The 21,782-nt window shown below is 41.1% G+C and carries 20 protein-coding genes; 17 read left to right on the top strand and 3 right to left on the bottom strand.

From position 1 onward, the window contains the following. Nucleotides 1-10: 10 nt before the first annotated feature. The 11 genes from nuoG (at nucleotide 11) to MTO68_RS04355 (ending at nucleotide 12,841) form a co-directional block, all read left to right on the top strand. The gene (gene nuoG, locus MTO68_RS04305; protein WP_004819329.1) at nucleotides 11-2,695 is read left to right on the top strand and encodes an NADH-quinone oxidoreductase subunit NuoG; all 2,685 of its coding nucleotides are present in this window, start codon (nucleotides 11-13) and stop codon (nucleotides 2,693-2,695) included. A 2-nt stretch (nucleotides 2,696-2,697) separates the two neighbouring features. Further along, nucleotides 2,698-3,711: an NADH-quinone oxidoreductase subunit NuoH gene (nuoH, locus tag MTO68_RS04310; RefSeq protein WP_004819331.1), complete on the top strand. Its 1,014-nt coding sequence runs from the start codon at nucleotides 2,698-2,700 to the stop codon at nucleotides 3,709-3,711. Between the two features lie 18 nt (nucleotides 3,712-3,729). After that, the gene (gene nuoI / locus MTO68_RS04315; RefSeq protein WP_004722835.1) at nucleotides 3,730-4,272 is read left to right on the top strand and encodes an NADH-quinone oxidoreductase subunit NuoI; all 543 of its coding nucleotides are present in this window, start codon (nucleotides 3,730-3,732) and stop codon (nucleotides 4,270-4,272) included. After that, nucleotides 4,272-4,790: an NADH-quinone oxidoreductase subunit J gene (gene nuoJ, locus MTO68_RS04320; protein WP_171066894.1), complete on the top strand. Its 519-nt coding sequence runs from the start codon at nucleotides 4,272-4,274 to the stop codon at nucleotides 4,788-4,790. Before nuoI ends, nuoJ begins: the two co-directional genes overlap by 1 nt. Then, on the top strand, nucleotides 4,790-5,098 hold the full coding sequence (gene nuoK / locus MTO68_RS04325) for an NADH-quinone oxidoreductase subunit NuoK (RefSeq protein WP_004722831.1): 309 nt from the start codon (nucleotides 4,790-4,792) through the stop codon (nucleotides 5,096-5,098). Before nuoJ ends, nuoK begins: the two co-directional genes overlap by 1 nt. Beyond that, on the top strand, nucleotides 5,095-6,984 hold the full coding sequence (gene nuoL, locus MTO68_RS04330; RefSeq protein ID WP_151801202.1) for an NADH-quinone oxidoreductase subunit L: 1,890 nt from the start codon (nucleotides 5,095-5,097) through the stop codon (nucleotides 6,982-6,984). Before nuoK ends, nuoL begins: the two co-directional genes overlap by 4 nt. Nucleotides 6,985-6,991: 7 nt before the next feature. After that, nucleotides 6,992-8,596: an NADH-quinone oxidoreductase subunit M gene (nuoM, locus tag MTO68_RS04335; RefSeq protein ID WP_171066895.1), complete on the top strand. Its 1,605-nt coding sequence runs from the start codon at nucleotides 6,992-6,994 to the stop codon at nucleotides 8,594-8,596. A 2-nt stretch (nucleotides 8,597-8,598) separates the two neighbouring features. Next, entirely contained in the window at nucleotides 8,599-10,155 is a 1,557-nt protein-coding gene (nuoN, locus tag MTO68_RS04340) for an NADH-quinone oxidoreductase subunit NuoN (protein WP_244015175.1), read from the top strand. 121 nt (nucleotides 10,156-10,276) lie between these two features. Next, a complete protein-coding gene (gene upp / locus MTO68_RS04345; RefSeq protein WP_004722821.1) occupies nucleotides 10,277-10,912 on the top strand; it encodes a uracil phosphoribosyltransferase in 636 nt (211 codons plus the stop codon). A gap of 61 nt (nucleotides 10,913-10,973) precedes the next feature. Continuing rightward, the gene (locus MTO68_RS04350; protein WP_244015177.1) at nucleotides 10,974-12,041 is read left to right on the top strand and encodes a hypothetical protein; all 1,068 of its coding nucleotides are present in this window, start codon (nucleotides 10,974-10,976) and stop codon (nucleotides 12,039-12,041) included. Nucleotides 12,042-12,100: 59 nt separating this feature from the next. Continuing rightward, a complete protein-coding gene (locus tag MTO68_RS04355) occupies nucleotides 12,101-12,841 on the top strand; it encodes an excalibur calcium-binding domain-containing protein (protein WP_244015179.1) in 741 nt (246 codons plus the stop codon). A gap of 46 nt (nucleotides 12,842-12,887) precedes the next feature. Here MTO68_RS04355 and gigC read toward each other — a convergent pair whose 3' ends face one another. Continuing rightward, a complete protein-coding gene (gene gigC / locus MTO68_RS04360) occupies nucleotides 12,888-13,769 on the bottom strand; it encodes a LysR family transcriptional regulator GigC (RefSeq protein ID WP_004722815.1) in 882 nt (293 codons plus the stop codon). An 82-nt stretch (nucleotides 13,770-13,851) separates the two neighbouring features. Here gigC and MTO68_RS04365 point away from each other — a divergent pair, with 82 nt between their 5' ends. Further along, complete coding sequence (locus tag MTO68_RS04365; RefSeq protein WP_034611069.1) at nucleotides 13,852-14,613, top strand: ferredoxin--NADP reductase; 762 nt, start codon at nucleotides 13,852-13,854, stop codon at nucleotides 14,611-14,613. A gap of 99 nt (nucleotides 14,614-14,712) precedes the next feature. Here MTO68_RS04365 and thiO read toward each other — a convergent pair whose 3' ends face one another. After that, a complete protein-coding gene (gene thiO / locus MTO68_RS04370) occupies nucleotides 14,713-15,849 on the bottom strand; it encodes a glycine oxidase ThiO (RefSeq protein ID WP_244015181.1) in 1,137 nt (378 codons plus the stop codon). Between the two features lie 158 nt (nucleotides 15,850-16,007). Beyond that, nucleotides 16,008-17,021, bottom strand: a complete 1,014-nt coding sequence (hemB, locus tag MTO68_RS04375; protein WP_016539219.1) for a porphobilinogen synthase — start codon at nucleotides 17,019-17,021, stop codon at nucleotides 16,008-16,010. A 99-nt stretch (nucleotides 17,022-17,120) separates the two neighbouring features. Here hemB and MTO68_RS04380 point away from each other — a divergent pair, with 99 nt between their 5' ends. The 5 genes from MTO68_RS04380 (at nucleotide 17,121) to MTO68_RS04400 (ending at nucleotide 21,749) form a co-directional block, all read left to right on the top strand. Continuing rightward, nucleotides 17,121-17,654 (top strand): thioesterase family protein, encoded by a 534-nt coding sequence (locus MTO68_RS04380; RefSeq protein ID WP_004722808.1) that lies wholly within the window; start codon nucleotides 17,121-17,123, stop codon nucleotides 17,652-17,654. Nucleotides 17,655-17,980: 326 nt separating this feature from the next. Beyond that, nucleotides 17,981-19,138 (top strand): HlyD family efflux transporter periplasmic adaptor subunit, encoded by a 1,158-nt coding sequence (locus MTO68_RS04385; RefSeq protein ID WP_004819348.1) that lies wholly within the window; start codon nucleotides 17,981-17,983, stop codon nucleotides 19,136-19,138. Nucleotides 19,139-19,144: 6 nt separating this feature from the next. Further along, nucleotides 19,145-20,671, top strand: coding sequence for a DHA2 family efflux MFS transporter permease subunit (locus tag MTO68_RS04390; protein ID WP_244015183.1), 1,527 nt, complete (start codon nucleotides 19,145-19,147; stop codon nucleotides 20,669-20,671). Nucleotides 20,672-20,815: 144 nt separating this feature from the next. Beyond that, the gene (locus MTO68_RS04395; RefSeq protein WP_004819352.1) at nucleotides 20,816-21,109 is read left to right on the top strand and encodes a cold shock domain-containing protein; all 294 of its coding nucleotides are present in this window, start codon (nucleotides 20,816-20,818) and stop codon (nucleotides 21,107-21,109) included. Between the two features lie 271 nt (nucleotides 21,110-21,380). After that, entirely contained in the window at nucleotides 21,381-21,749 is a 369-nt protein-coding gene (locus MTO68_RS04400; RefSeq protein WP_034611054.1) for an endonuclease domain-containing protein, read from the top strand. Nucleotides 21,750-21,782 lie beyond the last annotated feature (33 nt).

The following is a 21,782-nucleotide window of genomic DNA, read 5'->3' on the forward strand; positions in this document are numbered from 1 at the left end:
GAATTCGACTATGGCTACAATTCATGTCGATGGAAAATCGTATGAAGTCAATGGCTCGGAAAACTTGCTACAAGCATGTTTGAGTCTTGGCATCGACATCCCATATTTTTGTTGGCATCCAGCTTTAGGTTCTGTCGGTTCTTGCCGTCAATGTGCTGTTACTCAATATGCGAATCCAGAAGATACTCGTGGTCGCTTAGTAATGTCATGTATGACTCCTGCATCTGACAATACCTTTATTTCGATTGAAGACAAAGAAGCAAAAGATTTCCGTGAATCGATTGTGGAATTCTTAATGACCAACCACCCACACGACTGTCCAGTCTGTGAAGAGGGTGGTCACTGTCATTTACAAGATATGACAGTAATGACGCAACATGATCGTCGTCGTTATCGTTTTACCAAACGTACGCATCACAACCAAGAGTTGGGTTCTTTCATTGCACATGAGATGAACCGTTGTATCGCATGCTACCGTTGTGTTCGTTACTACAACGATTATGCTGGTGGTACAGACTTTGGTGTTTATGCCAATGCATCACGTGTCTACTTCGGTCGTCCAGAATCAGGCACTTTAGAGTCTGAGTTCTCTGGTAACTTGACTGAAGTGTGCCCAACAGGTGTATTTACCGATAAAACCCATTCGGCACGTTATAACCGTAAGTGGGACATGCAGTATGCGCCTAGCGTATGCCAAGGCTGTTCTTCTGGTTGTAACATCTCTCCGGGTGAGCGTTATGGCGAATTACGTCGTGTAGAAAACCGTTTTAATGGTGACGTTAACCAATATTTCCTTTGTGATAAAGGTCGTTTTGGTACGGGTTATGTGAACCGTGAAGATCGTCCACGTCAGCCGCAATTCCGTGCTGCAACAGAAGTTAAAACTGTTTCTGTTGATGTGGCGCTGGATTCAGTGATTGAAAATGTTCAAGGCAAAAAAGTCTTGGGTATTGGTTCTCCACGTGCATCATTAGAATCAAACTACGCGTTGCGTGAGTTGGTTGGCCAAGAAAATTATTCAACAGGTCTTTCTCAAAAAGAACAGAACTTGGTTGAACTTGCTGCATCGATTATGCAAGCTGAGGGTGTTTATAACCCAAGTATGCGTGAAATCGAAAGCTATGATGCAGTCTTGATCTTGGGTGAAGACTTAACGCAAACTGCACCACGTATGGCATTGTCTGTTCGCCAAGCTGCGAAAAACAAAGCCAAACAAATGGCTGCAGACCGCCGTACCCAAGATTGGTTAGCTGAACCTGTAAAACGTATTGGTCAGGATGCAAATTCTCCAATCTATATCTTGGCTGCAACACAAACACGTTTAGCTGATATTGCTGAGGGTGAAGTTGTTGCTTCTCCAAACGATATTGCACGTTTAGGTTTTGCGATTGCTGCGGGTGTAAACGGTGATGCGATTCTTGGTTTAGATGATGATGCTAAAGCATTTGCACAAACCATTGCGGATACGTTAAAAGCTGCGAAAAAACCATTAATCATCTCGGGTACTAGCTTACAAGATGCTGCCATCATGGAAGCTGCTGCACAAGTTGCACAAAACCTAGGTGGAAATGCAGGCTTAACATTGACAGTTCCAGAAGTGAACTCAATGGGTATGGCTTTGTTTGGTGGTTTAAGCTTAGAACAAGCATTTGCTCAAGATTATGAGTCAATCATTATTGTTGAAAATGATTTGTTCCGCCGTTTACCTGCTGTACAAGTTCAGGCTGCTCTAGACAAAGCGCAAAGCGTGATTGTGCTTGATCATTCTGAAACTGAAACCGTAAAAGCGGCTGATGTTGTCTTGTCTGCTGCAAGTTTTGCAGAAGGCGATGGGACAGTGGTCAGCCAAGAAGGTCGTGCGCAACGCTTCTATCAAGTTTATGATCCAAGCTATTACAAACCAGAATATGCCATCAAAGAATCTTGGCGCTGGTTACATGCCATTGAAACGGGTGTGAAAGGTAAAGCGATCTCGTGGACATTGTTGGATGACGTAATTGAGTCTGTGGTCAAAAATGTTCCAGTTCTTGAAGCAATTCAAGATGTTGCACCTGATGCGGGTTACCGTGTTCATGGCTTGAAAATTGCCCGTGAACCACGTCGTTACTCTGGTCGTACTGCAATGCGTGCACCATTAAACGTACATGAGCCGAAACAACCTGTCGATGTCGATTCCGCATTAACATTCTCTATGGAAGGTTATGTTGGACCGCAAAATGCATCGTCATTGGTTCCATTTGCATGGGCACCGGGTTGGAACTCACCACAAGCTTGGAACAAATACCAAGATGAAGTGGGTGGTCACCTTAAAGGTGGTGATTCAGGCGTTCGTTTGTTTGATCGCTTAGTAAAACGTCCTGCACGTAGCTATGTGGCGCCAACTGCGGTTGTGGCAAATCCAGAGAGTTTCCGTCTGGTTCCAATGCATCATATTTTCGCTTCAGGTGAATTTACGATTAAAACGCCGGTGATGGAATCGCGTATTCCAGAAGCGACTTTTGCCGTAGGCGAGCAAGATGCAGCACGTTTAAATGTTCAAGATGGTCAACAACTGACAGTTAAAGCAGGCGAAACGACGATTAGTCTTCCTGTGCATGTGATTGAATATTTACCAACAGGTTATATCGGTTATCCAGTCGGCCAAGCACCAACAGTTTCACTTGCTGAACCTGTATCTGTAACGGTAGGAGTGTAATCATGAATGAATCTTTACGCGCACTACCGACATGGGCACAAGACTGGCCAATCGCTTATTCAGTGATTCAAGCCATCGTAATTTTGTTGGTTGTGGTTTTACTGGCCGCTTTGATGTCATTTATTGAACGTCGTTTGCTGGGCTTATGGCAAGACCGTTATGGACCAAACCGTGTTGGTCCTGGCGGGATGTTCCAGATCGTTGCCGACATGTTGAAAATCATGTTCAAAGAAGACTGGACACCAAAGTTTGTAGATAAGTTAACCTTCCGTTTAGCACCAGCAGTGGCAATGGCGACTGCAGTACTGTCATTCATGGTTATTCCTGTTTCACCTTACTTAGGTGTTTCAGACATGAGTATCGGGCTATTGTTCTTTATGGCAATGGCTGGTATTGCAGTATATGCGGTATTATTTGGTGGTTGGGCATCCAACAACAAATATGCGTTACTAGGTGGTCTACGTTCAGCAGCACAAACCATTTCTTATGAAGTCTTTTTAGGGATTTCATTGATGGGTGTGGTGGCAATTGCAGGTTCATTTAACTTGCGTGACATCGTAGAAGCACAACGTGATGTATGGTTTGTGATTCCGCAATTCATTGGTTTCATGATCTTCGTGGTTGCGGGTGTTGCGGTAACGCATCGTCATCCATTTGACCAACCAGAAGCTGAACAAGAATTGGCAGAAGGTTACCATGTCGAATATGGTGGTATGAAATGGGGGATGTTCTTCGTTGCTGAATACGTCAACATCATTCTAATTTCTGCACTGATCGTGACTTTATTCTTTGGCGGTTGGTTAGCACCATTTAATTTAAATATTCCATTCATTCCAGATGCATTCTGGTTCATTGCGAAAACAGCATTCTTTGTAATGATGTTTGTCTTGGCACGTGGTTCTTTAATGCGTCCACGTTATGACCAAGTTATGAATTTTGGTTGGAAAGTGTGTTTACCACTTGCATTGGTCAACCTTTTGGTGACTGGTGCTGTGATTCTGATGAATCAGGCCTAGGACAGCAGGGAGTACAAAATGTATAAAATTCTAGCTGGCGTAGGATCAATTGTTCGTTCGTTGTGGATGGTGTTTAGCCATGTCACACGCAAACGCGATACGATTTTATATCCAGAAGTGCCAGCCGAACAAATCGTACCTCCACGCTACCGTGGTCGTATCGTATTAACACGTGACCCAGACGGTGAAGAGCGTTGTGTTGCGTGTAACTTATGTGCGGTTGCATGTCCTGTTGGTTGTATTTCATTGCAGAAAGCTGAAAAAGATGATGGACGTTGGTATCCAGAATTTTTCCGCATTAACTTCTCACGCTGCATTTTCTGCGGTATGTGTGAAGAAGCATGTCCAACAACTGCCATTCAGTTAACACCAGATTTTGAGTTAGGCGAATATGTCCGTCAGGATCTTGTTTATGAGAAAGAAAACTTACTCATTTCAGGACCAGGTAAATACCCAGACTACAATTTCTACCGTGTAAGTGGTATGGCAATTGATGGTAAAGAAAAAGGTCAAGCGCAACGTGAAAGTGCGCCTGTAGATGTACGGAGCTTATTACCATGATGTGGCCATTTTATTTAATGGCTCTCGTGGCCATTGTTTCGACGATTCGTGTTGTGACCAACACCAATCCAGTACATGCTTTATTAAGTTTGATCGTTTCTCTACTTGCTGTTGCAGGGATCTTCTTGATCATTGGTGCACCATTTGCAGCTGCGCTTGAAGTGATTGTTTATGCGGGTGCGATCATGGTGTTGTTCGTATTCGTGGTCATGATGCTCAACCTTGGTCAACATACAGTTGATCAAGAACGTAAATGGTTGACTTCAGATGCTTGGGCTTATCCAGCACTCATGAGCTTCTTAGTTGGCTTATGTTTGGTTTGGGTATTAGGTTCAGACTATACCCAACATGGTGCAGTACTTGGAACTCAAGTGATTGGACCTAAAGCAATTGGTCAAGCACTCTTTACCCACTATTTATTATTGGTTGAAGTTGCCGCAATGTTATTGCTTGCAGCATTGGTTGCAGCATTCCACTTAGGCAAACGTGAACCGAGTGCAGCAGAGGATAAACAGTAATGGGCAACATTCCTTTAGAACATGGTTTGATCGTCGCAACTATCCTTTTTGCACTGGGTTTTTACGGTGTAATGGTGCGACGCAACCTATTATTTATGTTAATGAGCCTTGAGATCATGATGAATGCAGCAGCATTGGCATTCGTTGTGGCAGGAAGTGCATGGGCACAACCTGATGGTCAAATTATGTTTATTTTGATCCTCACACTTGCTGCGGCAGAGGCTTGTATCGGTCTAGCGATCGTCCTCCAGTTCTATCATCGCTTCCATCATCTGGATGTAGATGCTGCTAGTGAGATGCGCGGATGAGTTATTTATATTTAACGATTTTATTTCCGCTGATTGGCTTTGTGCTTTTAGCGGCAGGACGTAATAAACTTCCTGAAAATGTAGCAGCAATTATTGGTGCGGGTTCTGTTGGCCTTTCTGCTTTATTTGCATTGATTGCAGGCATGGACTTTGTTCAGCAGGGTTCAGTTGCGCAAGCACAGCATTTATGGACTTGGTTCAATGTAGGTGGTTTTGCACCGGGTGTAAGTTTGCATCTTGACGGCTTGTCATTGTTAATGATGGGCATGGTGACAGGTGTAGGTTTCCTGATTCACATCTTTGCAACTTGGTACATGCGTGGTGAAGAAGACTTCGCACGTTTCTTCTCATACTTCAACTTATTCGTTGCAAGCATGTTGGTGCTTGTATTGGGTGACAACTTAGCGTTGTTATTCTTAGGTTGGGAAGGCGTAGGTCTGTGTTCTTACCTGTTGATTGGTTATTACTACCAAAACCCTGCAAATGGTTTTGCGGCAATTAAAGCATTTACAGTTACGCGTGTTGGTGATGTATTCTTACTGATCGCATTGTTCTTGCTTTACCAACAATTTGGTACTTTACACATCGGCACGATTGTTGCCAATGCTTCACAAGTTCTCGCACTTGATCATAACTTGGCATTGATCACGTCATTGATGTTGTTCTTGGGTGCAGCAGGTAAATCTGCGCAAATCCCATTACAAACATGGTTGGCAGATGCAATGGCTGGTCCGACACCAGTATCTGCATTGATCCATGCTGCAACAATGGTTACCGCGGGTATCTACTTATGTTGCCGTATGTTCTCTGTGTTTGAAATGACACCAGAAGTGATGCAGTTCATTTCGATTACGGGTGCTGTAACATTGTTGGTTGCTGGCTTTGCGGCTTTAGTTCAAACAGATATCAAACGTATTCTGGCTTACTCTACCATGAGTCAGCTCGGTTATATGTTTATGGCTGTGGGTGCAGAAGCGTATCAAGCAGGTCTGTTCCATATGCTTGCACATGCATTCTTTAAGGCATTATTGTTCTTGTCTTCTGGTGCGGTGATCTTGGCTTACCATCATGAACAAAACATCTTTAAAATGGGTGGTTTGTTCTACAAAAACAAATTCTTATTTGCTTGCTTCGCGATTGGTGGTGGTGCACTTGCTGCAATCCCATTTATCACGATCGGCTTCTTCTCAAAAGATGCAATCTTGGGTGCTGTTTGGGCGCAAGGTCAATCTGTCGCATTGTATAACTCATTGTATTGGGTTGGTGTTGCGGGTGCATTCTTAACTTCGATTTATACATTCCGTTTAATTTGGGTTGTATTCTTCGGTGAAGAAAAAACACATTATCACGAAATCAAAGGTGCAACGTATTGGGCGCCTTTAGGTATCTTGGCTGTTCTTTCAACAGGTTTGGCTTACTTCTTAAAAGCGCCAGTGATGAACATTTTAAATGCAGCACATATCCCTGCATTTGAAGTTTCTCAAGCGATTGAAGAAGGGATGCATGGTGCAGAACACCTTGCAGTCGGTATCGCATTGGTCGGTTTAGCTGTAGGCGTGGTGTTATTTGCTTTCGCTTATAAAGCGGTGCAAGGTTTTGCAGCCACTTCATTTGGTGCTGGACTTGCAAATATCTGCCGTAATGCATTTGGTTTCGATTCTTTATACAACCTTGTATTTGTTCAACCTTATTTACTCATTGCGAAAATTTTAGGTCGTGACCCAATTGATGGTTTATGGCTGGTATTACCTGCAATCGTAAATAGTGGGAATAAATTTACAAGTACCCGTCAAACAGGTTCATTACGTGAATATGCATCAAGTATGTCACTCGGTGTAGTGGTATTGCTGATGATCTTGATCGTGATTCAGGTAGTGGGGAAATAAGATGGAAATCACAAACAATTGGATTTTACCCGCACTGATTCTTGTACCTTTTATTGCAGGTTTCGCGTGTTGGTTGGTCGATAAACTTGATAAACATTTGCCACGTTATATCGCATTAGTCGGTATGCTCGTTACATTGGGCTTAACACTGATTTTGTGGAAACAAGGTGGCTTTAGCTATGAGTTGGGGGCGAAGACTCCAACTTGGGCAGCAGAATTTTATTTACCTTGGATTAAAACACTCGGTATTAACATTCATTTGGCTGTAGATGGTCTTTCATTGCTGATGGTGGGCTTGACTGCATTACTGGGTGTACTTGCAGTTGGCTGTTCATGGGGTGAAATTCAAAAGAATGTCGGCTTCTTCCACTTAAACCTATTATGGTCTTTGGGTGGGGTAATCGGGGTTTTCCTTGCAATTGATATGTTCTTGTTCTTCTTCTTCTGGGAGATGATGCTAGTCCCTATCTACTTCTTGATCGCTCTTTGGGGTCATAAAGGCGCAGACGGTAAATCACGTGTTTATGCTGCAACCAAGTTCTTTATCTATACCCAAGTCGCTGGCTTGATCATGCTCATCGGGATCTTAGGCTTAGTGGTCTACGGTTCTCAGATGTCAGGTACGATTAGCTTCGACTATAACTACTTACTTGCTGTTGCAAACACTTTAGATGCTCAGGCACCACATATTGCCTATGCATTGATGATCTGTTTCTTTATTGGTTTTGCGGTCAAGCTTCCAGTATTCCCATTACACGGTTGGTTACCAGATGCGCATGCGCAAGCACCTACAGCAGGTTCTGTAGACTTAGCAGGTATCTTGATTAAAACTGCTGCGTACGGTTTACTGCGCTTTGTATTGCCATTCTTCCCAGCAGCATCTGCACAATTTGCCGATATTGCGATTATTTTAGGTTTGATTGGTATTTTCTACGGCGCTTGGTGTGCTTTCCAGCAAACAGATATGAAACGCCTGCTTGCTTATACTTCTATTTCGCATATGGGTTTCGTATTACTTGCACTTTATGCGGGTAATATTCTGACGTTCCAAGGCTTAATGATCATGATGTTGGCACATGGCTTGTCATCTGCTGCATTGTTCATTATGTGTGGTCAAGTGTATGAACGCTTACATACCCGTGACTTACGTTTGATGGGTGGTATTCGTGGTCAATTCCAGTATTTACCATTCTTCTTGATGTTCTTTGTCTCTGCGCTTGTGGGTATTCCAGGTCTAGGTAACTTTATTGGTGAATTCCTGATTTTGATGGGTTCATTCGCTAAGTTCCCAACATTTACCATCATTGCGGCAATTAGCTTGGTCTTTGCTGGTCTTTATGGTCTGATCCTGATCCACAAAGCTTTATTTGGTACACCAAATGAAGAACAGAAAAAGCATTATGAAAGTCCATTAAAAGACTTGAATGTACGTGAAACAGTAATTCTATTGATCTGTGCATTTGGCTTATTATGGTTAGGTGTGTATCCACAAAGCTTCCTTGATATTTCTCACTCAAGTATGGCGTGGTTATCAAATAGCTATATTCCAGTTCAAGAAGTTGTTGATGCGGCACAACAAGTCGTATCTCAACAAAATGTGGAGATCCAATAGTCATGAACTTCACTATGTCATTTTCGGGTCTCATGCCTTTAGCACCAGTTTTTATTGTTGCTTTAACCGCTGTAGTGGTGATGATCCTAACCTCGATCAAACGTAACCATAATTTGATTGCGACTGCATCGGTGGTGGGTTTAAACCTTGCTGCAATTGATATTTTATTCATGATGTTTGGTGGTTCATTTGCACCATCAAATGTGATGAACATGTTTGTGGTTGATCCATTTACATTGTTTTATCAATTTATTGCAGTAGTTGCTGCACTCGCATGCTGTACGTTATCTCACGCTTATATTGAAACGTATAAAGATAATCGTGAAGAGCTTTATATCTTGATGTTGATCTCTGTAACAGGGGCAATGTTAATGGTGGCAAGTTCTCATTATACGTCGTTCTTTATTAGCTTAGAGCTTTTGTCAATTCCTGTGTATGGCTTATTGGCATATACGCATCAGCGTGGAAAATCGCTAGAAGCAGGCGTAAAGTATTTGGTACTTTCTGCAACCGCTTCAGCAATTTTGTTGATGGGTATGGCATACGTTTATGCTTATACCGGTACATTGTCATTTACTGACTTCCCAGGTTTGTATGGAAATCAGTTAGCACAAGTGCAACAAATTGCGTCTTTGGCTGACTTTATTGAACAGTTAAAAGGTTTCCTTGCTCAACCAATGATTTTGTTGGGTTCAGGATTAATCGTGATTGCAATTGCGTTTAAATTATCGTTGGCGCCATTTCATAAATGGACACCAGATGTTTATCAAGGTGCACCTGCGCCAATCGCGACCTATCTTGCAACTGTTGCTAAAGTTGCAACCATTGGTTTATTAGTCCGCTTTATTTTAAGTTCAGGTTTCATTCTTGTACCGTCTATCGTGACTGTATTAACTGTGATCGCTGTACTTTCGATTTTAGTCGGGAACTTCCTTGCATTACGTCAAGTCAACTTAAAACGAATTTTGGGTTATTCATCGATTGCCCATTTCGGTTATTTATTGATTGCTTTGATTAGTTTAGGTTATGCAAGTTTAGGCAGTGTAAGTGTCTACGTGGTGACTTATACCTTAACTACGATTGGTGCTTTTGGTGCTGTCGCGTTAATGTCGAGCCCATATAACAATGTTGATGAAGCTGAGTCGCTTGCGGATTACCGTGGTTTATTCTGGCGTCGTCCAGTACTGACTGCCACCTTAACAGTGATGATGCTTTCTCTTGCAGGGATTCCATTGACCGCTGGTTTCATCGGTAAGTTTATGGTGGTGATTGCTGCTGTAACCACAGAACATTGGTTCTTGGCTGCTATGGTTGTGGTGGGTAGTGGTATTGGTTTGTATTACTATTTACGTGTGATGATCGTGATGTATATGACTCCACCAGATAATCCTCGTATTGATGCGGTTGATCATTGGGGACAAAAAGTGGGTGGTTTGATGGTGCTCGGCGCTGCTGCTTTGGTATTGATCATTGGTGTTTATCCAGATCCAATCATCAACTTGGCGTTGAAATCAGAAATTTTATCTCCTTTACATTTCTTGATGAGCCAACAACACTAATCGCAATAAAATCCTGCTATTAACAAAAAAAGCCCTCATTCATTGAGGGCTTTTCTTATCTCTGATATAAAAAACATTTATAATAATGGAAATTTACTTTTATCCTTTTAGGTGTCCTCCCGTGTCTATTCAAGAAATTCGTCATCCACTTATTCGTCATAAATTAGGTTTATTACGCCGTGCTGACATTAGTACTAAGAATTTCCGTGAACTCGCTCAAGAAGTAACCATGCTTTTAACTTATGAAGCAACCAAAGATTTACCTGTGTGTGATCATGAGATTGATGGCTGGAATGGTAAAGTCACAGTAGACAGAATTGCGGGTAAAAAAATCACTGTAGTGCCAATTTTACGTGCTGGTATTGGCATGTTAGAAGGTTTTTTAAATCTTATCCCAAGTGCTAAAGTTTCAGTCCTCGGTTTAGAACGTGATGAAGAAACTTTGGAAGCACGTACTTATTATAAAAAATTGGTTCCAGATGTACAAAATCGTTTAGCCATGATTATTGACCCAATGTTGGCGACTGGTTCATCTTTGGTTGCTGCGATTGACGTGTTAAAAGCAAGTGGCTGTAAAGATATCCGTGTTATGGTTTTGGTTGCTGCACCTGAAGGAATTAAACGTGTTGAAGCCGCACACCCTGATGTGACGATTTTCACCGCTTCAATTGATCAAGGTTTAAATGAACAAGGTTATATCGTGCCAGGTTTAGGTGATGCTGGAGATAAAATTTTTGGTAGTGTGCAAAAAGATTAAAATTTAGTATCATCGAAGGAGGCTATAGGGGGCCTCCTTTTTAATGATAAGAGAATAAAAAATGTTCAGAAAAGGGACTGTTACCTTTTTCGATAATGATTTAGGGCAAGGTCTAATTGAATTAAATGATCATCAACAAGTTGTTTTTAAATTAGAAGATTTTTCAAATCAGTTGCTTCTTCCTCAAATTGGTGAGCGGATTAAATGTGTCGTTTTAGAGCAAGATGGTGGTTTATTCGCCAAATTTATCGTACGTTTAGATCATAAAAATTATGTGAATGATCAAAACAAGCCCTCCGTTCCACATCTTTATTCAGAAAATGCCTATGAGCATATTAGAAATGTTCGCAAAGCGCTGAAAAAGAGAAGGGGATTGGCTGATGAAGGCTTACAGAACCCTCAAACGAAAATTCACACCGAACAAGGCATTTTACCTGACGCTATTCCAGATATTGACTTGGTTGCACAACAGCAAGACACGACTGTCGAGCCCATTCAAACAACAATCAATGACCCAGTGCTTGAAGAATCGGACGGAGATTTAAATCAAGCCAAAGAGATTGAACCTGTAGCGCAAACACAAGTTGACCTTTCCACTAAAGTTATCCAGAATACTGAATTACAAGACCAAACTCATACAGTTGATAACATTAAACCCATTGAAGAAAGTGATGCTAGTACTGTTGTTGATGTGGGGGGAGTGGGTCGAAATATTGGAATCGCTGAGGGCAATCAGAGCGCAGTCTTGCTTGGGTCCTTAGAGGTGATAGAAGATAGTCAAAATTTTAAAGGGGATGATTTCTATTTTAACAGCCAAATTGATCGGCAGTTACTTGAAAAGCATATGGATTTAACTGCATTTCAACGTTTAATTCAAAAGTTGAAAGTTAAATTTTTATATTCCAAACGCAAACAAGCTGTCAAGAAAATTCGATCTGAAAAGCGCAAGACGTTGAACCCTTGGGTGGTGATCGTCGCGGTGGTTATATTCATTGCGGTAAGTTCTGTGATGTATGCAATGGATCGTTATAAGCAGTACAAAGTTGAGGCTGAAATGAGACTTCAACAATATCAACAAGAACAAAAGGACAAGATTAAACAGCAGAAACGAAAGGCATATTCACACTAAACATCTGAAACGAGTTGAATATATTTTGCGATTCATACTTATTTTAAAAGAGAAGTTATATGTTTTATTTGGGGCAAATCATTGAATATCATCATGATAAAGGTTACGGACTTTTATTGGATCATAATTCAGCGCAATCTGTAATATTTTACATCGCTGATTTTCCAAAAGAAGGTGGTCAGCCGAAAAAAGGGGAAACCATAAAATATGTAATCATCAATGCACATGGAACATTGAAAGCACATCAAATGATTCGTTTAGATGTTGCGATGAGTAATGACTTAAAAAATAAAAAGATCAATATTGATAAGCAAAAAAATATTTTAAGACGAAGTAAAAATGAAGGGCAGAAATTCGGTTTTATGTCTGTGGTGATTTTGGTGATTGTTTTTGGCTTCGTTTATTTTAGTTTTGCGACATGGAATCAATACCAAACCTATCAGGAAGAACAACATGCTAAATTTGCATTGTTAGAACAACAACAGAAGCAAATCGTTGAGCAACAGCGCAAAGAGATTGGTTATGTTAAACCGGTAAAGTTTAGTGAAAAATCCCAAAATGCTTTAAACAGTCATCATCATTCAGTGCAAAAACAGAATGAAGCAGAATCCGTACAAAGCAACATAGCTGTATCGACAACAGCATCAACGGAAAAATCACCTTATCAATGCGATGGTCGTACCCATTGCAGCCAAATGACATCTTATGATGAGGCGGTATTTTTTATTAGAAATTGCCCCAATACACAAATGGATGGTAACCATGATGGTCGACCATGTGAACGGCAATTTGGTAAATAGCTTTTAAGTTAAGCGTTATAAAAAAGCTCCAAGAGGAGCTTTGGTTTTAACCATTTTCACAAAATTTTAGGAAGGCTCTTAAGCCTGGTCCTTGGTACTTTTGACGATGTACCAGCATATATAGCGGGCGAGCAAGTTGCCAGAATGGGGTATTTAAAATCACCAATTGTCCTTTGTCGAGCAAAGGCTGAATTGCCAATTTAGAAATACATGACATTCCTAGACCTCCAGCAACGATTTTTAAAATCGCTTCATTATGCCCTAGGGTCAAGCGGATATTGGCATCTTCAAGATCTTTTAGAATGGCATTGTCAAAGACTTCACGTGTTCCAGAACCTTCTTCACGTAAAATCCATTCAACATGCTGGAAGTCAGACTGCTTTAATTCACGATGTAAATTTGCCAGTGGGTGATTAGGCGAACAACATACCGCGAGTTCGTCATCGCGCCAGTGAATACATTGAAGTTGTGGTAGGAAGCATGAACCTTCAATCAATGCCAAATCGAGTTGGAATTGGTTGACCGCTTCAATCATTTGGCGGGTATTACCCACTTGGAGCTGTAAATGCGCTTGAGGTTGAACTTGTAAAAAGTTTGCCATTAAGTCTGGCATTAAATAATCACTGATGGTCAGTGTTGCACCAATCCGTAAATCAATACTTTGTAGTTCACCTTTGGCTGCTTGTTCAAAGGCTTCACAGCGACCTAAGATTTCTAAAGCTTGAGGAAGTAAGAAACGACCAAGATCATTAAGCTGTAAGCGCTTACCAAGACGATCGAAAAGCGGAGCACCCAGTCCATCTTCTAAATCTGCCAAAGCCATACTTGCCGCACTTTGAGTCAACCGAACCGCATCACTTGCTTTGGTCACGGTACCTTCTTGAGCGACAGCAACAAAAACCGCCAACTGGCGTAAAGTCATTCGCATAAGTAGAGCCTTAACATTTTAATATTCATAGATTATATAGTCATGCTACCATGAGGACTATGTTTCATGCCACGAAGAAATCATGTCAATTGAAAAATTTAGCATAGAAAAGGTTTTGTCTGTTCAGCGTTGGACCAATACACTTTTCAGTTTCACCATGACTCGACCTGCCCATTTTAAGTTTACCGCAGGGCAATTTGCTCGCATTGGTTTAAAAGTGGGTGATGATTTGGTGGTAAGAGCATATTCTGTGGTTTCATCCCCATTTGATGAAACACTCGAATTTTTTTCAATCGTTGTTCCTGACGGTGCATTTACCTCCAATTTACAGCATTTACAAGTTGGTGATGCGCTTTATTTGGAAAAAATCCCCTATGGATTCTTAACCTTAGCACGTTATCAATTGCCATTGCCTAAAGATTTGTGGTTATTGGCAACGGGCACAGGCCTAGCACCATTTATTTCGATGCTACAAGATTTTGAAACTTGGTCAAAGTACGAAAAAATCAACTTGGTGTATAGCGTAAGAACTGAATCTGAATTGGCTTATGTCGATCGGATCCAAGAGATTGCCCAGCTTTTTGGTGAGGGGCATACTGGCTTTAAATTTATCCCGATTGTTACGCGTGATCCCAATGCAGCCTTACATGATCGTTTACCGATTTTGATTGAAAATGGTGAATTGGAAAAAGCCGCTGATTTAAAATTCAATGCAGATACTACCCATGTCATGCTATGTGGGAATCCACAAATGGTAGATGACACTAAAGCCGCATTAAAAGCCCGTGGTTTAACGATGAATCGTCGCGGTGAAGGCAATATTGCTGTAGAGAATTATTGGTAAATCGCTTGGTCGCCAGCAGCAATTTTATCAATCATTTTAGATGAGAGAAGCGGCTAAGCGTCTTCTCTTAAATTCTTTCATGTCAGAACCAAACACTTTTTAGCTTAAAGATGATTGCTGAGTGAGTGGTGCGTATGCTGTTAATCGCTCGGTTGAATAAGCTTTTGCATCAACGCGTGTATCTTGATTGAGCATCAATTGTCTTAATAACTGTGCTGAAGCAGGTCCCATACATAAGCCATTACGGTAATGTCCAAAATTTGCCCATAAGTTATTCAGTTCAGGCATTTTTCCAATATATGGAATGCCTGTCGGTGAACTTGGACGTAATCCTGCCCATTGCTTGACGATGGGGAAGTTTGCCAATTCAGGGACCATTTCGATACAGGCTTTATAAATATTTTGTTGTGTTTGTACATTTGGACGTTTATCAAATCCGATATGGTCCATGCTTGAACCGCATACGATATGACCATCTCGGCGTGGGATCAAATACATCACATTGTTCATACACATGGTGGGTAGCCAGTTTTCAGGGGTTTTAAATAACATCATTTGTCCCTGAACGGGCTCTACTGGGATCGAAAGCTGTAATTGTTCTGCCCAGCAATGTGACCATGCACCCGTTGCAATCACAAATTGGTCTGCGACAAAACGTTGTCCATTGGCATTTTCAACAGACTGAATTTTTTGATTTTGAATATTAAATTTTTCGATCCATGTATTTTCATACACTTCAACTTGAGGGTGTTGTTTGAGATAGCTAATCAGTGATTTAAGAAGTCGTGGATTTCTAATATTGGCTAAATGTGGAAAATAAATTGCATGTTGAAACTGTGCTGAAATATGGGGATTGACGGTTACAAGCTGCTCTCTTTGCAGGTATTCACAATGCTGCATGGGGTCTTGATGTTGGTCTTTATAACTCAGTCCAAGCTCAAAATCTGCTTCGTCAAAAATTAACATTCCTGTGTCATGGATTTGAAAGTCTATCCCAGTTTTAGGTTGTAGTTTCTCATTCCATTGTTGGTAAAGTTGTTTGCCGTGTTGTGCCAGATGATTGACTTCATTGGGATATCTCCACGGATACATGGGTGACAGAATACCGCCACCCGCCCATGAAGCAGCATGTCCAGCATGTTGTTGATCGAACAGAGTGATGGAGCAGCCTTGTTCAACAAGCTCAAGCGCGCTGAGTAAGCCACTTACTCCAGCACCAATAATGGCGATATGCATTGTGTATTCTGTACCAATTTAGATTCTTAATCCCCACCTGCAAAAGCAATACTGCTTATCTTTTGAAAGAGAGGATTTTCCATTCACGACTGAATAAGTCATAGGCAGCTCCCTTTTTAAAAGGTGAGGAACCATGAGCTCAGTAAGGGAGGGATGATTTACTTCATCTCTTTTAATTGACGTGCTGCATCTTCTGCATAATAGGTCCAAATACCATCTGCACCTGCACGACGGAAGCACATCAAGGATTCCATAATCACGCTTTCAGATAACCAGCCATTTTGGATGGCTGCTGCAAGCATGGCATATTCACCACTGACTTGATAAACAAAGGTCGGGACACCAAAGGTATCTTTAACTTCACGTACCACATCCAAATACGGCATACCGGGTTTGACAATCACCATATCCGCACCTTCTTGAATATCAAGGGCGATTTCATGCAGTGCTTCAGCACGATTACCGACATCCATTTGGTAGTTATACTTATTACCACCTTTTAGGTTGGATGATGAGCCAACTGCATCGCGGAAAGGGCCGTAGAAACTAGATGCGTATTTTGCAGAGTACGCCATGATGCTGGTATAAATAAAATCGTTACTTTCTAAAGCTTGGCGGATTGCACCAATACGGCCGTCCATCATGTCACTTGGCGCGATCACATCTGCACCTGCTTCAGCATGGCTTAAGGCTTGTTTGATCAGGCATTGAACCGTTTCATCATTTAATACATAACCTGTATCGTCAATAATGCCGTCCTGACCATGTGTGGTATAAGGATCTAATGCACCATCCGTGATGAGTACCATCTCAGGCAGTTCTTTTTTTAACAAACGTAAAGTATTTTGAACTAAACCGTCTTCATGCCACGCAGCTTCAGCTGTTAAACTTTTGTCTTGTTGTGGTGTAACCGGGAATAAGGCAAGTTTTGATACACCAAGTTCTAATAGGGTTTCTGCTTTTTTCAACAATAAGTCTGCTGACAATCGTTGAACATTTGGCATACTTGGTACATCTTGGCTTTGGTTTTGTCCCGGAAGTACAAATACTGGATAAATGAGATGATCTGCTGTGAGTTGAGTCTCTCTTACCATTGCTCGAAGCTTATCGTTTTTACGGATACGGCGCATACGAGTAGCTGGAAAAGCAGGACGATTGAACGTATAAGTCATAACAATCTCGATGTTCAGTATTAAACTAGGCATATATTGTAGCCCTTTCATATATTTTTTGGGAAAAAGCTGAAAATTTTTCTCAATATTGGTTTCGAAATGATGATGAGTGATTCTTCTAAAACTGATTCTGCGCCTAGCGAATCGCAAAAAAAGTGGACTGGTAATTTACATTTAGGTGCGAAAGCAGATTTAAATGTGGTGCTTAACCAACTCACTAAAGCGTTTAATGGTTCGCCTTATTTTTCACATAACAATATGCAAATGCGTGTTGTTAATGATGAGATTGAAGGCTATATCGAAATGAAACCGTATTTGATTGGCAATGTCGCATTTCAAATTTTACATGGTGGTGTGGCCGCGACATTGCTGGATAGTATTGGTGGAATTGTGGCAATGGGGGAGCTGTATAAACGTGCAGAGCCAGACCAATTACCAGACACGTTAAAAAAAGTTTCTCGTTTAGCAACAGTCGATATGCGTGTGGATTATCTTGCACCTGGGCGCGGTGAATACTTTATTGCCAAAGCTGAAACCTTGAGAATGGGGCGTAAAGGTTGCACCATGCGTATGACCATGTTCAATAATGAAGGTAAGGCGATTGCGACAGCCATTGCTTCTTATGCCTATTGATCAAGCTGACTAAGTGTACTAATCAGTACACTTTTGTATTCATTGTGTCAATATAAGCCAGTAAAATACATATTTTGCTGGCTTATTTTTTTTCAAAAAAATATGAATATCAATAAGATTGACCTCTTTTATAAAGATAAACTATAGAGTAATATTTTTATTCTCATAATATGATTTTTACCTGTAAAATTGGGCACCACAATTTTAAGAAGTTGACTTATTCAACCATCAAGCAACGTCATATAGATATGATTAAGCAGTTTTTCAGTTTATATCTCCAAAATGCAAAGATGTTTTGACAAGTCCAAGTAAGCTAGGAACATGCGATGACTGACGCGCAAACGACGAATGCCTCTCCAAATGATGAAAATCAAGCGCAAGCGGATTTGGAAGCCAAACAAAAACGTAAAAAAATGCTGAAGATTTTTGCCATTATTGTTGTTGTAGCTGCAATTCTATATGCAATTTGGGCTTTTATTTTTGGCAATATTGTTGAAACGGACAATGCCTATGTCGGTGCTGAAACTGCTGAAATCACTTCCATGGTCAGCGGACAAGTTGCTGAGGTTTTGGTCAGTGATACTCAACAAGTGAAAAAAGGCGATGTACTTGCGATTATTGATAATCGTGATGCAAAAATCGCTGTTGCAGAAGCTGAAGCGGCATTGACCAAAGCCAAGCGTCAATATACACAAAGCTCGGCAAATAGCAGTTCATTGTCCTCACAGATTTTAGTCAGTGCAGATGATATTAACAGTGCCAAAGCACAAGTGGCGCAAGCCGATGTGGCATATCAACAAGCACAGCAAGAATTTGCCCGCCGTCAGCAGTTAAGCGCGACAGGTGCAATCTCTAAAGAAGAATTTAGCAAAGCACAAAGTGCTTTAAACAATGCCAAAGCAAATGTTGATGTGGCAAAAGCAGCATTGGCGCAAACAGAATCTAAGCGTAAAGCTGCACAAAGTAATTTAGATGCCAATGAAGCTTTAATTCGGGGGACCTCACAAAGTTCAACCCCTGATGTATTGGTGGCTCAAGCTAAACTTGATCAAGCACTTTTAGATTTACAACGTACAGAAATTAAAGCGCCGTTAGATGGTGTGATTGCCCGTCGTAGTATTCAAGTGGGGCAACGTATTGCACCTGGGACAAGTTTGATGAAAGTGGTGCCTTTGGCTGAACTTTATGTGGATGCAAACTTTAAAGAAAGTCAGTTGCAAAATGTGAAAGTTGGTCAGAAGGCAACCCTCACTTCAGACCTCTATGGCAAGAAAGTAGAGTATCACGGTACGGTAATCGGCTTTTCTGGTGGTACAGGTTCAGCATTTGCGTTGATTCCTGCACAAAATGCGACAGGTAACTGGATTAAAGTGGTTCAACGTCTTCCTGTACGTATCAAACTCGATCCTAAAGAGTTGGCTGAGCATCCATTACGTGTGGGTTTATCCATGAATGCTGAGGTTGATACCTCTTCAGCGAAGTAATCACTTATGAATACAGCAACGTTTCAAAGTGAGCTTAAAGGTGGGCGCTTACTTCTCGCCGCCTTTTTTTTAGCACTTGCCAATTTTATGGTCGTACTGGATATGACCATTGCCAATGTTTCTGTGCCCCATATTACCGGAAGTTTAGCAGTATCAAGTTCTCAAGGGACTTGGGTGATTACCTCCTATGCCGTTGCTGAAGCCATCTGTGTACCCTTAACCGGTTGGCTTGCAGGACGTTTTGGCGCTGTTCGGGTATTTACTATCAGTTTGATTGGCTTTACCACATTTTCAATTCTTTGTGGCTTATCCAATAGCTTAGCAATGTTAGTGATCTGTCGTATCGGACAAGGTTTATTTGGTGGTCCAATCATGCCACTTAGTCAAACTTTGTTAATGCGTATTTTCCCACCCGAAAAGCATTCTCAAGCAATGGGGATGTGGGCAATGACGACCGTTGTTGGACCGATTCTAGGCCCTATTTTAGGCGGTACGATCAGTGATAACTGGTCATGGCATTGGATTTTCTTTATTAATATTCCAGTGGGTGTGATCTGTGCTGTTGGGGTGATGCGTCTATTAAAAGTTGCTGAAACACCGATTGCTAAACTCCCGATTGATACCATTGGCTTAACGCTACTAATCGTTTGGATTGGTGCATTGCAGTTAATGCTCGATTTGGGGCATGAGCGGGATTGGTTTAATAACAGCTTTATTTGTATTTTGGCTGTGATTTTGGTGGTTGGATTTATTGCCTTTTTCATCTGGGAATATTATGAAAAACATCCCATCGTCAATATACAAATTTTCCGATACCGTGGTTTTACCATTGCAACAATCTCATTGGCCTTTGCCTTTGCGGCATTCTTTGGCAGTATTGTACTCATTCCACAATGGTTACAGATTAACTTGGGCTATACCGCATCTTGGGCAGGTTATCTGACTGCGACAATGGGCTTTGGTAGCTTGATGATGTCGCCTGTGGTTGCCAAACTTGCGACTAAATATGACCCAAGAGCCTTGTCCAGTTTTGGGCTGATGATTTTGGGTGGCGTCACATTAATGCGTTCATTTTGGACCAGTGATGCTGACTTTATGGCACTGGCATTACCACAGATTATCCAAGGTTTTGCGGTACCGTTCTTCTTTATCCCACTGTCTAATATCGCTTTAGGTGTGGTACGCCCTGATGAAGTGGCTTCTGCTGCTGGTTTGATGAACTTTATGCGAACCATGGCAGGGGCAATTGGTGCATCTATTGCGGTGACCATTTGGGATGATCATACCAAGCTGGCACGCAGTGAAATCGTGTCGACCATGCATGTTGAGGAAACTCAGCGTAACTTGGTCAACAGTGGCTTTAGTCCTGAAATGGCGTTGGGTACCATTTCCAACTTGGTGGATAAAGAGGCTTTAACGCTTTCGGTTAATCATGTGTTTTTGATTTTTGCGATGATCTTTATTTTCGCAGGATTGATTATTTGGTTATGTCCAAAACCGAAAGAGAATGTCGGCGCAGGGCATGCACATTAGAATTTAAGTTGTATAGAAGCCTACTGAAAAGTGGGCTTTTTTATGGCTGCAATGACAACAGATCAAGACTATTTTTTGCTATTTTATCTATTGATCAAGATCAGGGTATAATACAGCGATTGTGTACCGCGATGAGTAATATGTATGAAGCCTGAATTCCAGCAAGGAAAAATTAAACAATACGATGCCGATAGAGGCTTTGGCTTTATTGGTGGACTTGAACAAGATATTTTCTTTCATATTTCTGATTTTCCGCTTGCAGAGGGTGAGCCAAAGCGAAATGAGAGAGTTAAATTTATCGTTGTTGAAAATAACGGCAAGTTAAAAGCAACCAAAATTGAGCGTGTTGAAGATCAATCAGCAAAAGCCAAAAAGACCAGAATTGTTGAAAACAATAAGTCGATTACCAATAATTTGTTGTCTAATTTTAGAAAGTAATAGGCGTATAGATTTAGGCCATTTTATTTTTGGATTATTGGATCGTAGTTTTTAAATAAATCCCTTTAATTGAAGGGATTTTGTATGAGGGAGTTGGTTTTTTAATATAAAAATATTCCTTTGCGCTGCTACAATCGCAGTTTCCCTCTTTTTTAAGAGGTGAATGTTGCAAATTTTAGATAGTATTGGATTCGCAATATTGCTTGCTGAAAATGAAGTGCAAGAACGGGCAATTGGAAAAGATTAAATAAATTTAAAAAGAAGAACAGCAATGCAACCCTATAACAAAAACTTAAAACAACTGTCTCGTGATCTTAGGAATAATATGACGGATGCAGAATTGTTGCTTTGGTCAAAGTTACGACGCAAGCAAATTTTAGGTTTACAGTTTTATCGTCAGAAACCGATTTTAAATTACATCGTCGATTTTTACTGTCCTGCTATAAATTTGGTTATTGAATGCGATGGTGGGCAGCATTATACAGATGAGGGTTTAGAGGCTGATCGTATTCGTGATGAAGCATTGACTCAGCAAGGCTTAGTTATCTTAAGATTTGATAATGGAAAAATTTTGCTGGAAATTGATAGTGTGATTTCGAAGGTTTTTGATGTGGCGAGTCAGCATTTAGAATCCCCTTAAATCCCCCTTTGATAAAGGGGGACCTGCCGTGAA

Origin of the sequence: Acinetobacter sp. NyZ410 (genome assembly GCF_022828975.1) — a bacterium.
Taxonomy (GTDB): Bacteria; Pseudomonadota; Gammaproteobacteria; order Pseudomonadales; family Moraxellaceae; genus Acinetobacter; species Acinetobacter guillouiae.

What these genes read in the sequence shown, in the direction of transcription:
- gigC (WP_004722815.1), bottom strand. Translation starts at nt 13,769, where the DNA reads ATGCGAATGACTTTACGCCAGTTGGCGGTTTTTGTTGCTGTCGCTCAA.
- nuoJ (WP_171066894.1), top strand. Translation starts at nt 4,272, where the DNA reads ATGTGGCCATTTTATTTAATGGCTCTCGTGGCCATTGTTTCGACGATT.
- nuoH (WP_004819331.1), top strand. Translation starts at nt 2,698, where the DNA reads ATGAATGAATCTTTACGCGCACTACCGACATGGGCACAAGACTGGCCA.
- nuoG (WP_004819329.1), top strand. Translation starts at nt 11, where the DNA reads ATGGCTACAATTCATGTCGATGGAAAATCGTATGAAGTCAATGGCTCG.
- MTO68_RS04355 (WP_244015179.1), top strand. Translation starts at nt 12,101, where the DNA reads ATGTTTTATTTGGGGCAAATCATTGAATATCATCATGATAAAGGTTAC.
- MTO68_RS04400 (WP_034611054.1), top strand. Translation starts at nt 21,381, where the DNA reads ATGCAACCCTATAACAAAAACTTAAAACAACTGTCTCGTGATCTTAGG.
- nuoN (WP_244015175.1), top strand. Translation starts at nt 8,599, where the DNA reads ATGAACTTCACTATGTCATTTTCGGGTCTCATGCCTTTAGCACCAGTT.
- nuoL (WP_151801202.1), top strand. Translation starts at nt 5,095, where the DNA reads ATGAGTTATTTATATTTAACGATTTTATTTCCGCTGATTGGCTTTGTG.
- nuoI (WP_004722835.1), top strand. Translation starts at nt 3,730, where the DNA reads ATGTATAAAATTCTAGCTGGCGTAGGATCAATTGTTCGTTCGTTGTGG.
- thiO (WP_244015181.1), bottom strand. Translation starts at nt 15,849, where the DNA reads ATGCATATCGCCATTATTGGTGCTGGAGTAAGTGGCTTACTCAGCGCG.
- MTO68_RS04390 (WP_244015183.1), top strand. Translation starts at nt 19,145, where the DNA reads ATGAATACAGCAACGTTTCAAAGTGAGCTTAAAGGTGGGCGCTTACTT.
- MTO68_RS04395 (WP_004819352.1), top strand. Translation starts at nt 20,816, where the DNA reads ATGAAGCCTGAATTCCAGCAAGGAAAAATTAAACAATACGATGCCGAT.
- hemB (WP_016539219.1), bottom strand. Translation starts at nt 17,021, where the DNA reads ATGACTTATACGTTCAATCGTCCTGCTTTTCCAGCTACTCGTATGCGC.
- MTO68_RS04365 (WP_034611069.1), top strand. Translation starts at nt 13,852, where the DNA reads ATGTCAATTGAAAAATTTAGCATAGAAAAGGTTTTGTCTGTTCAGCGT.
- MTO68_RS04350 (WP_244015177.1), top strand. Translation starts at nt 10,974, where the DNA reads ATGTTCAGAAAAGGGACTGTTACCTTTTTCGATAATGATTTAGGGCAA.
- MTO68_RS04385 (WP_004819348.1), top strand. Translation starts at nt 17,981, where the DNA reads ATGACTGACGCGCAAACGACGAATGCCTCTCCAAATGATGAAAATCAA.
- MTO68_RS04380 (WP_004722808.1), top strand. Translation starts at nt 17,121, where the DNA reads ATGATGATGAGTGATTCTTCTAAAACTGATTCTGCGCCTAGCGAATCG.
- nuoK (WP_004722831.1), top strand. Translation starts at nt 4,790, where the DNA reads ATGGGCAACATTCCTTTAGAACATGGTTTGATCGTCGCAACTATCCTT.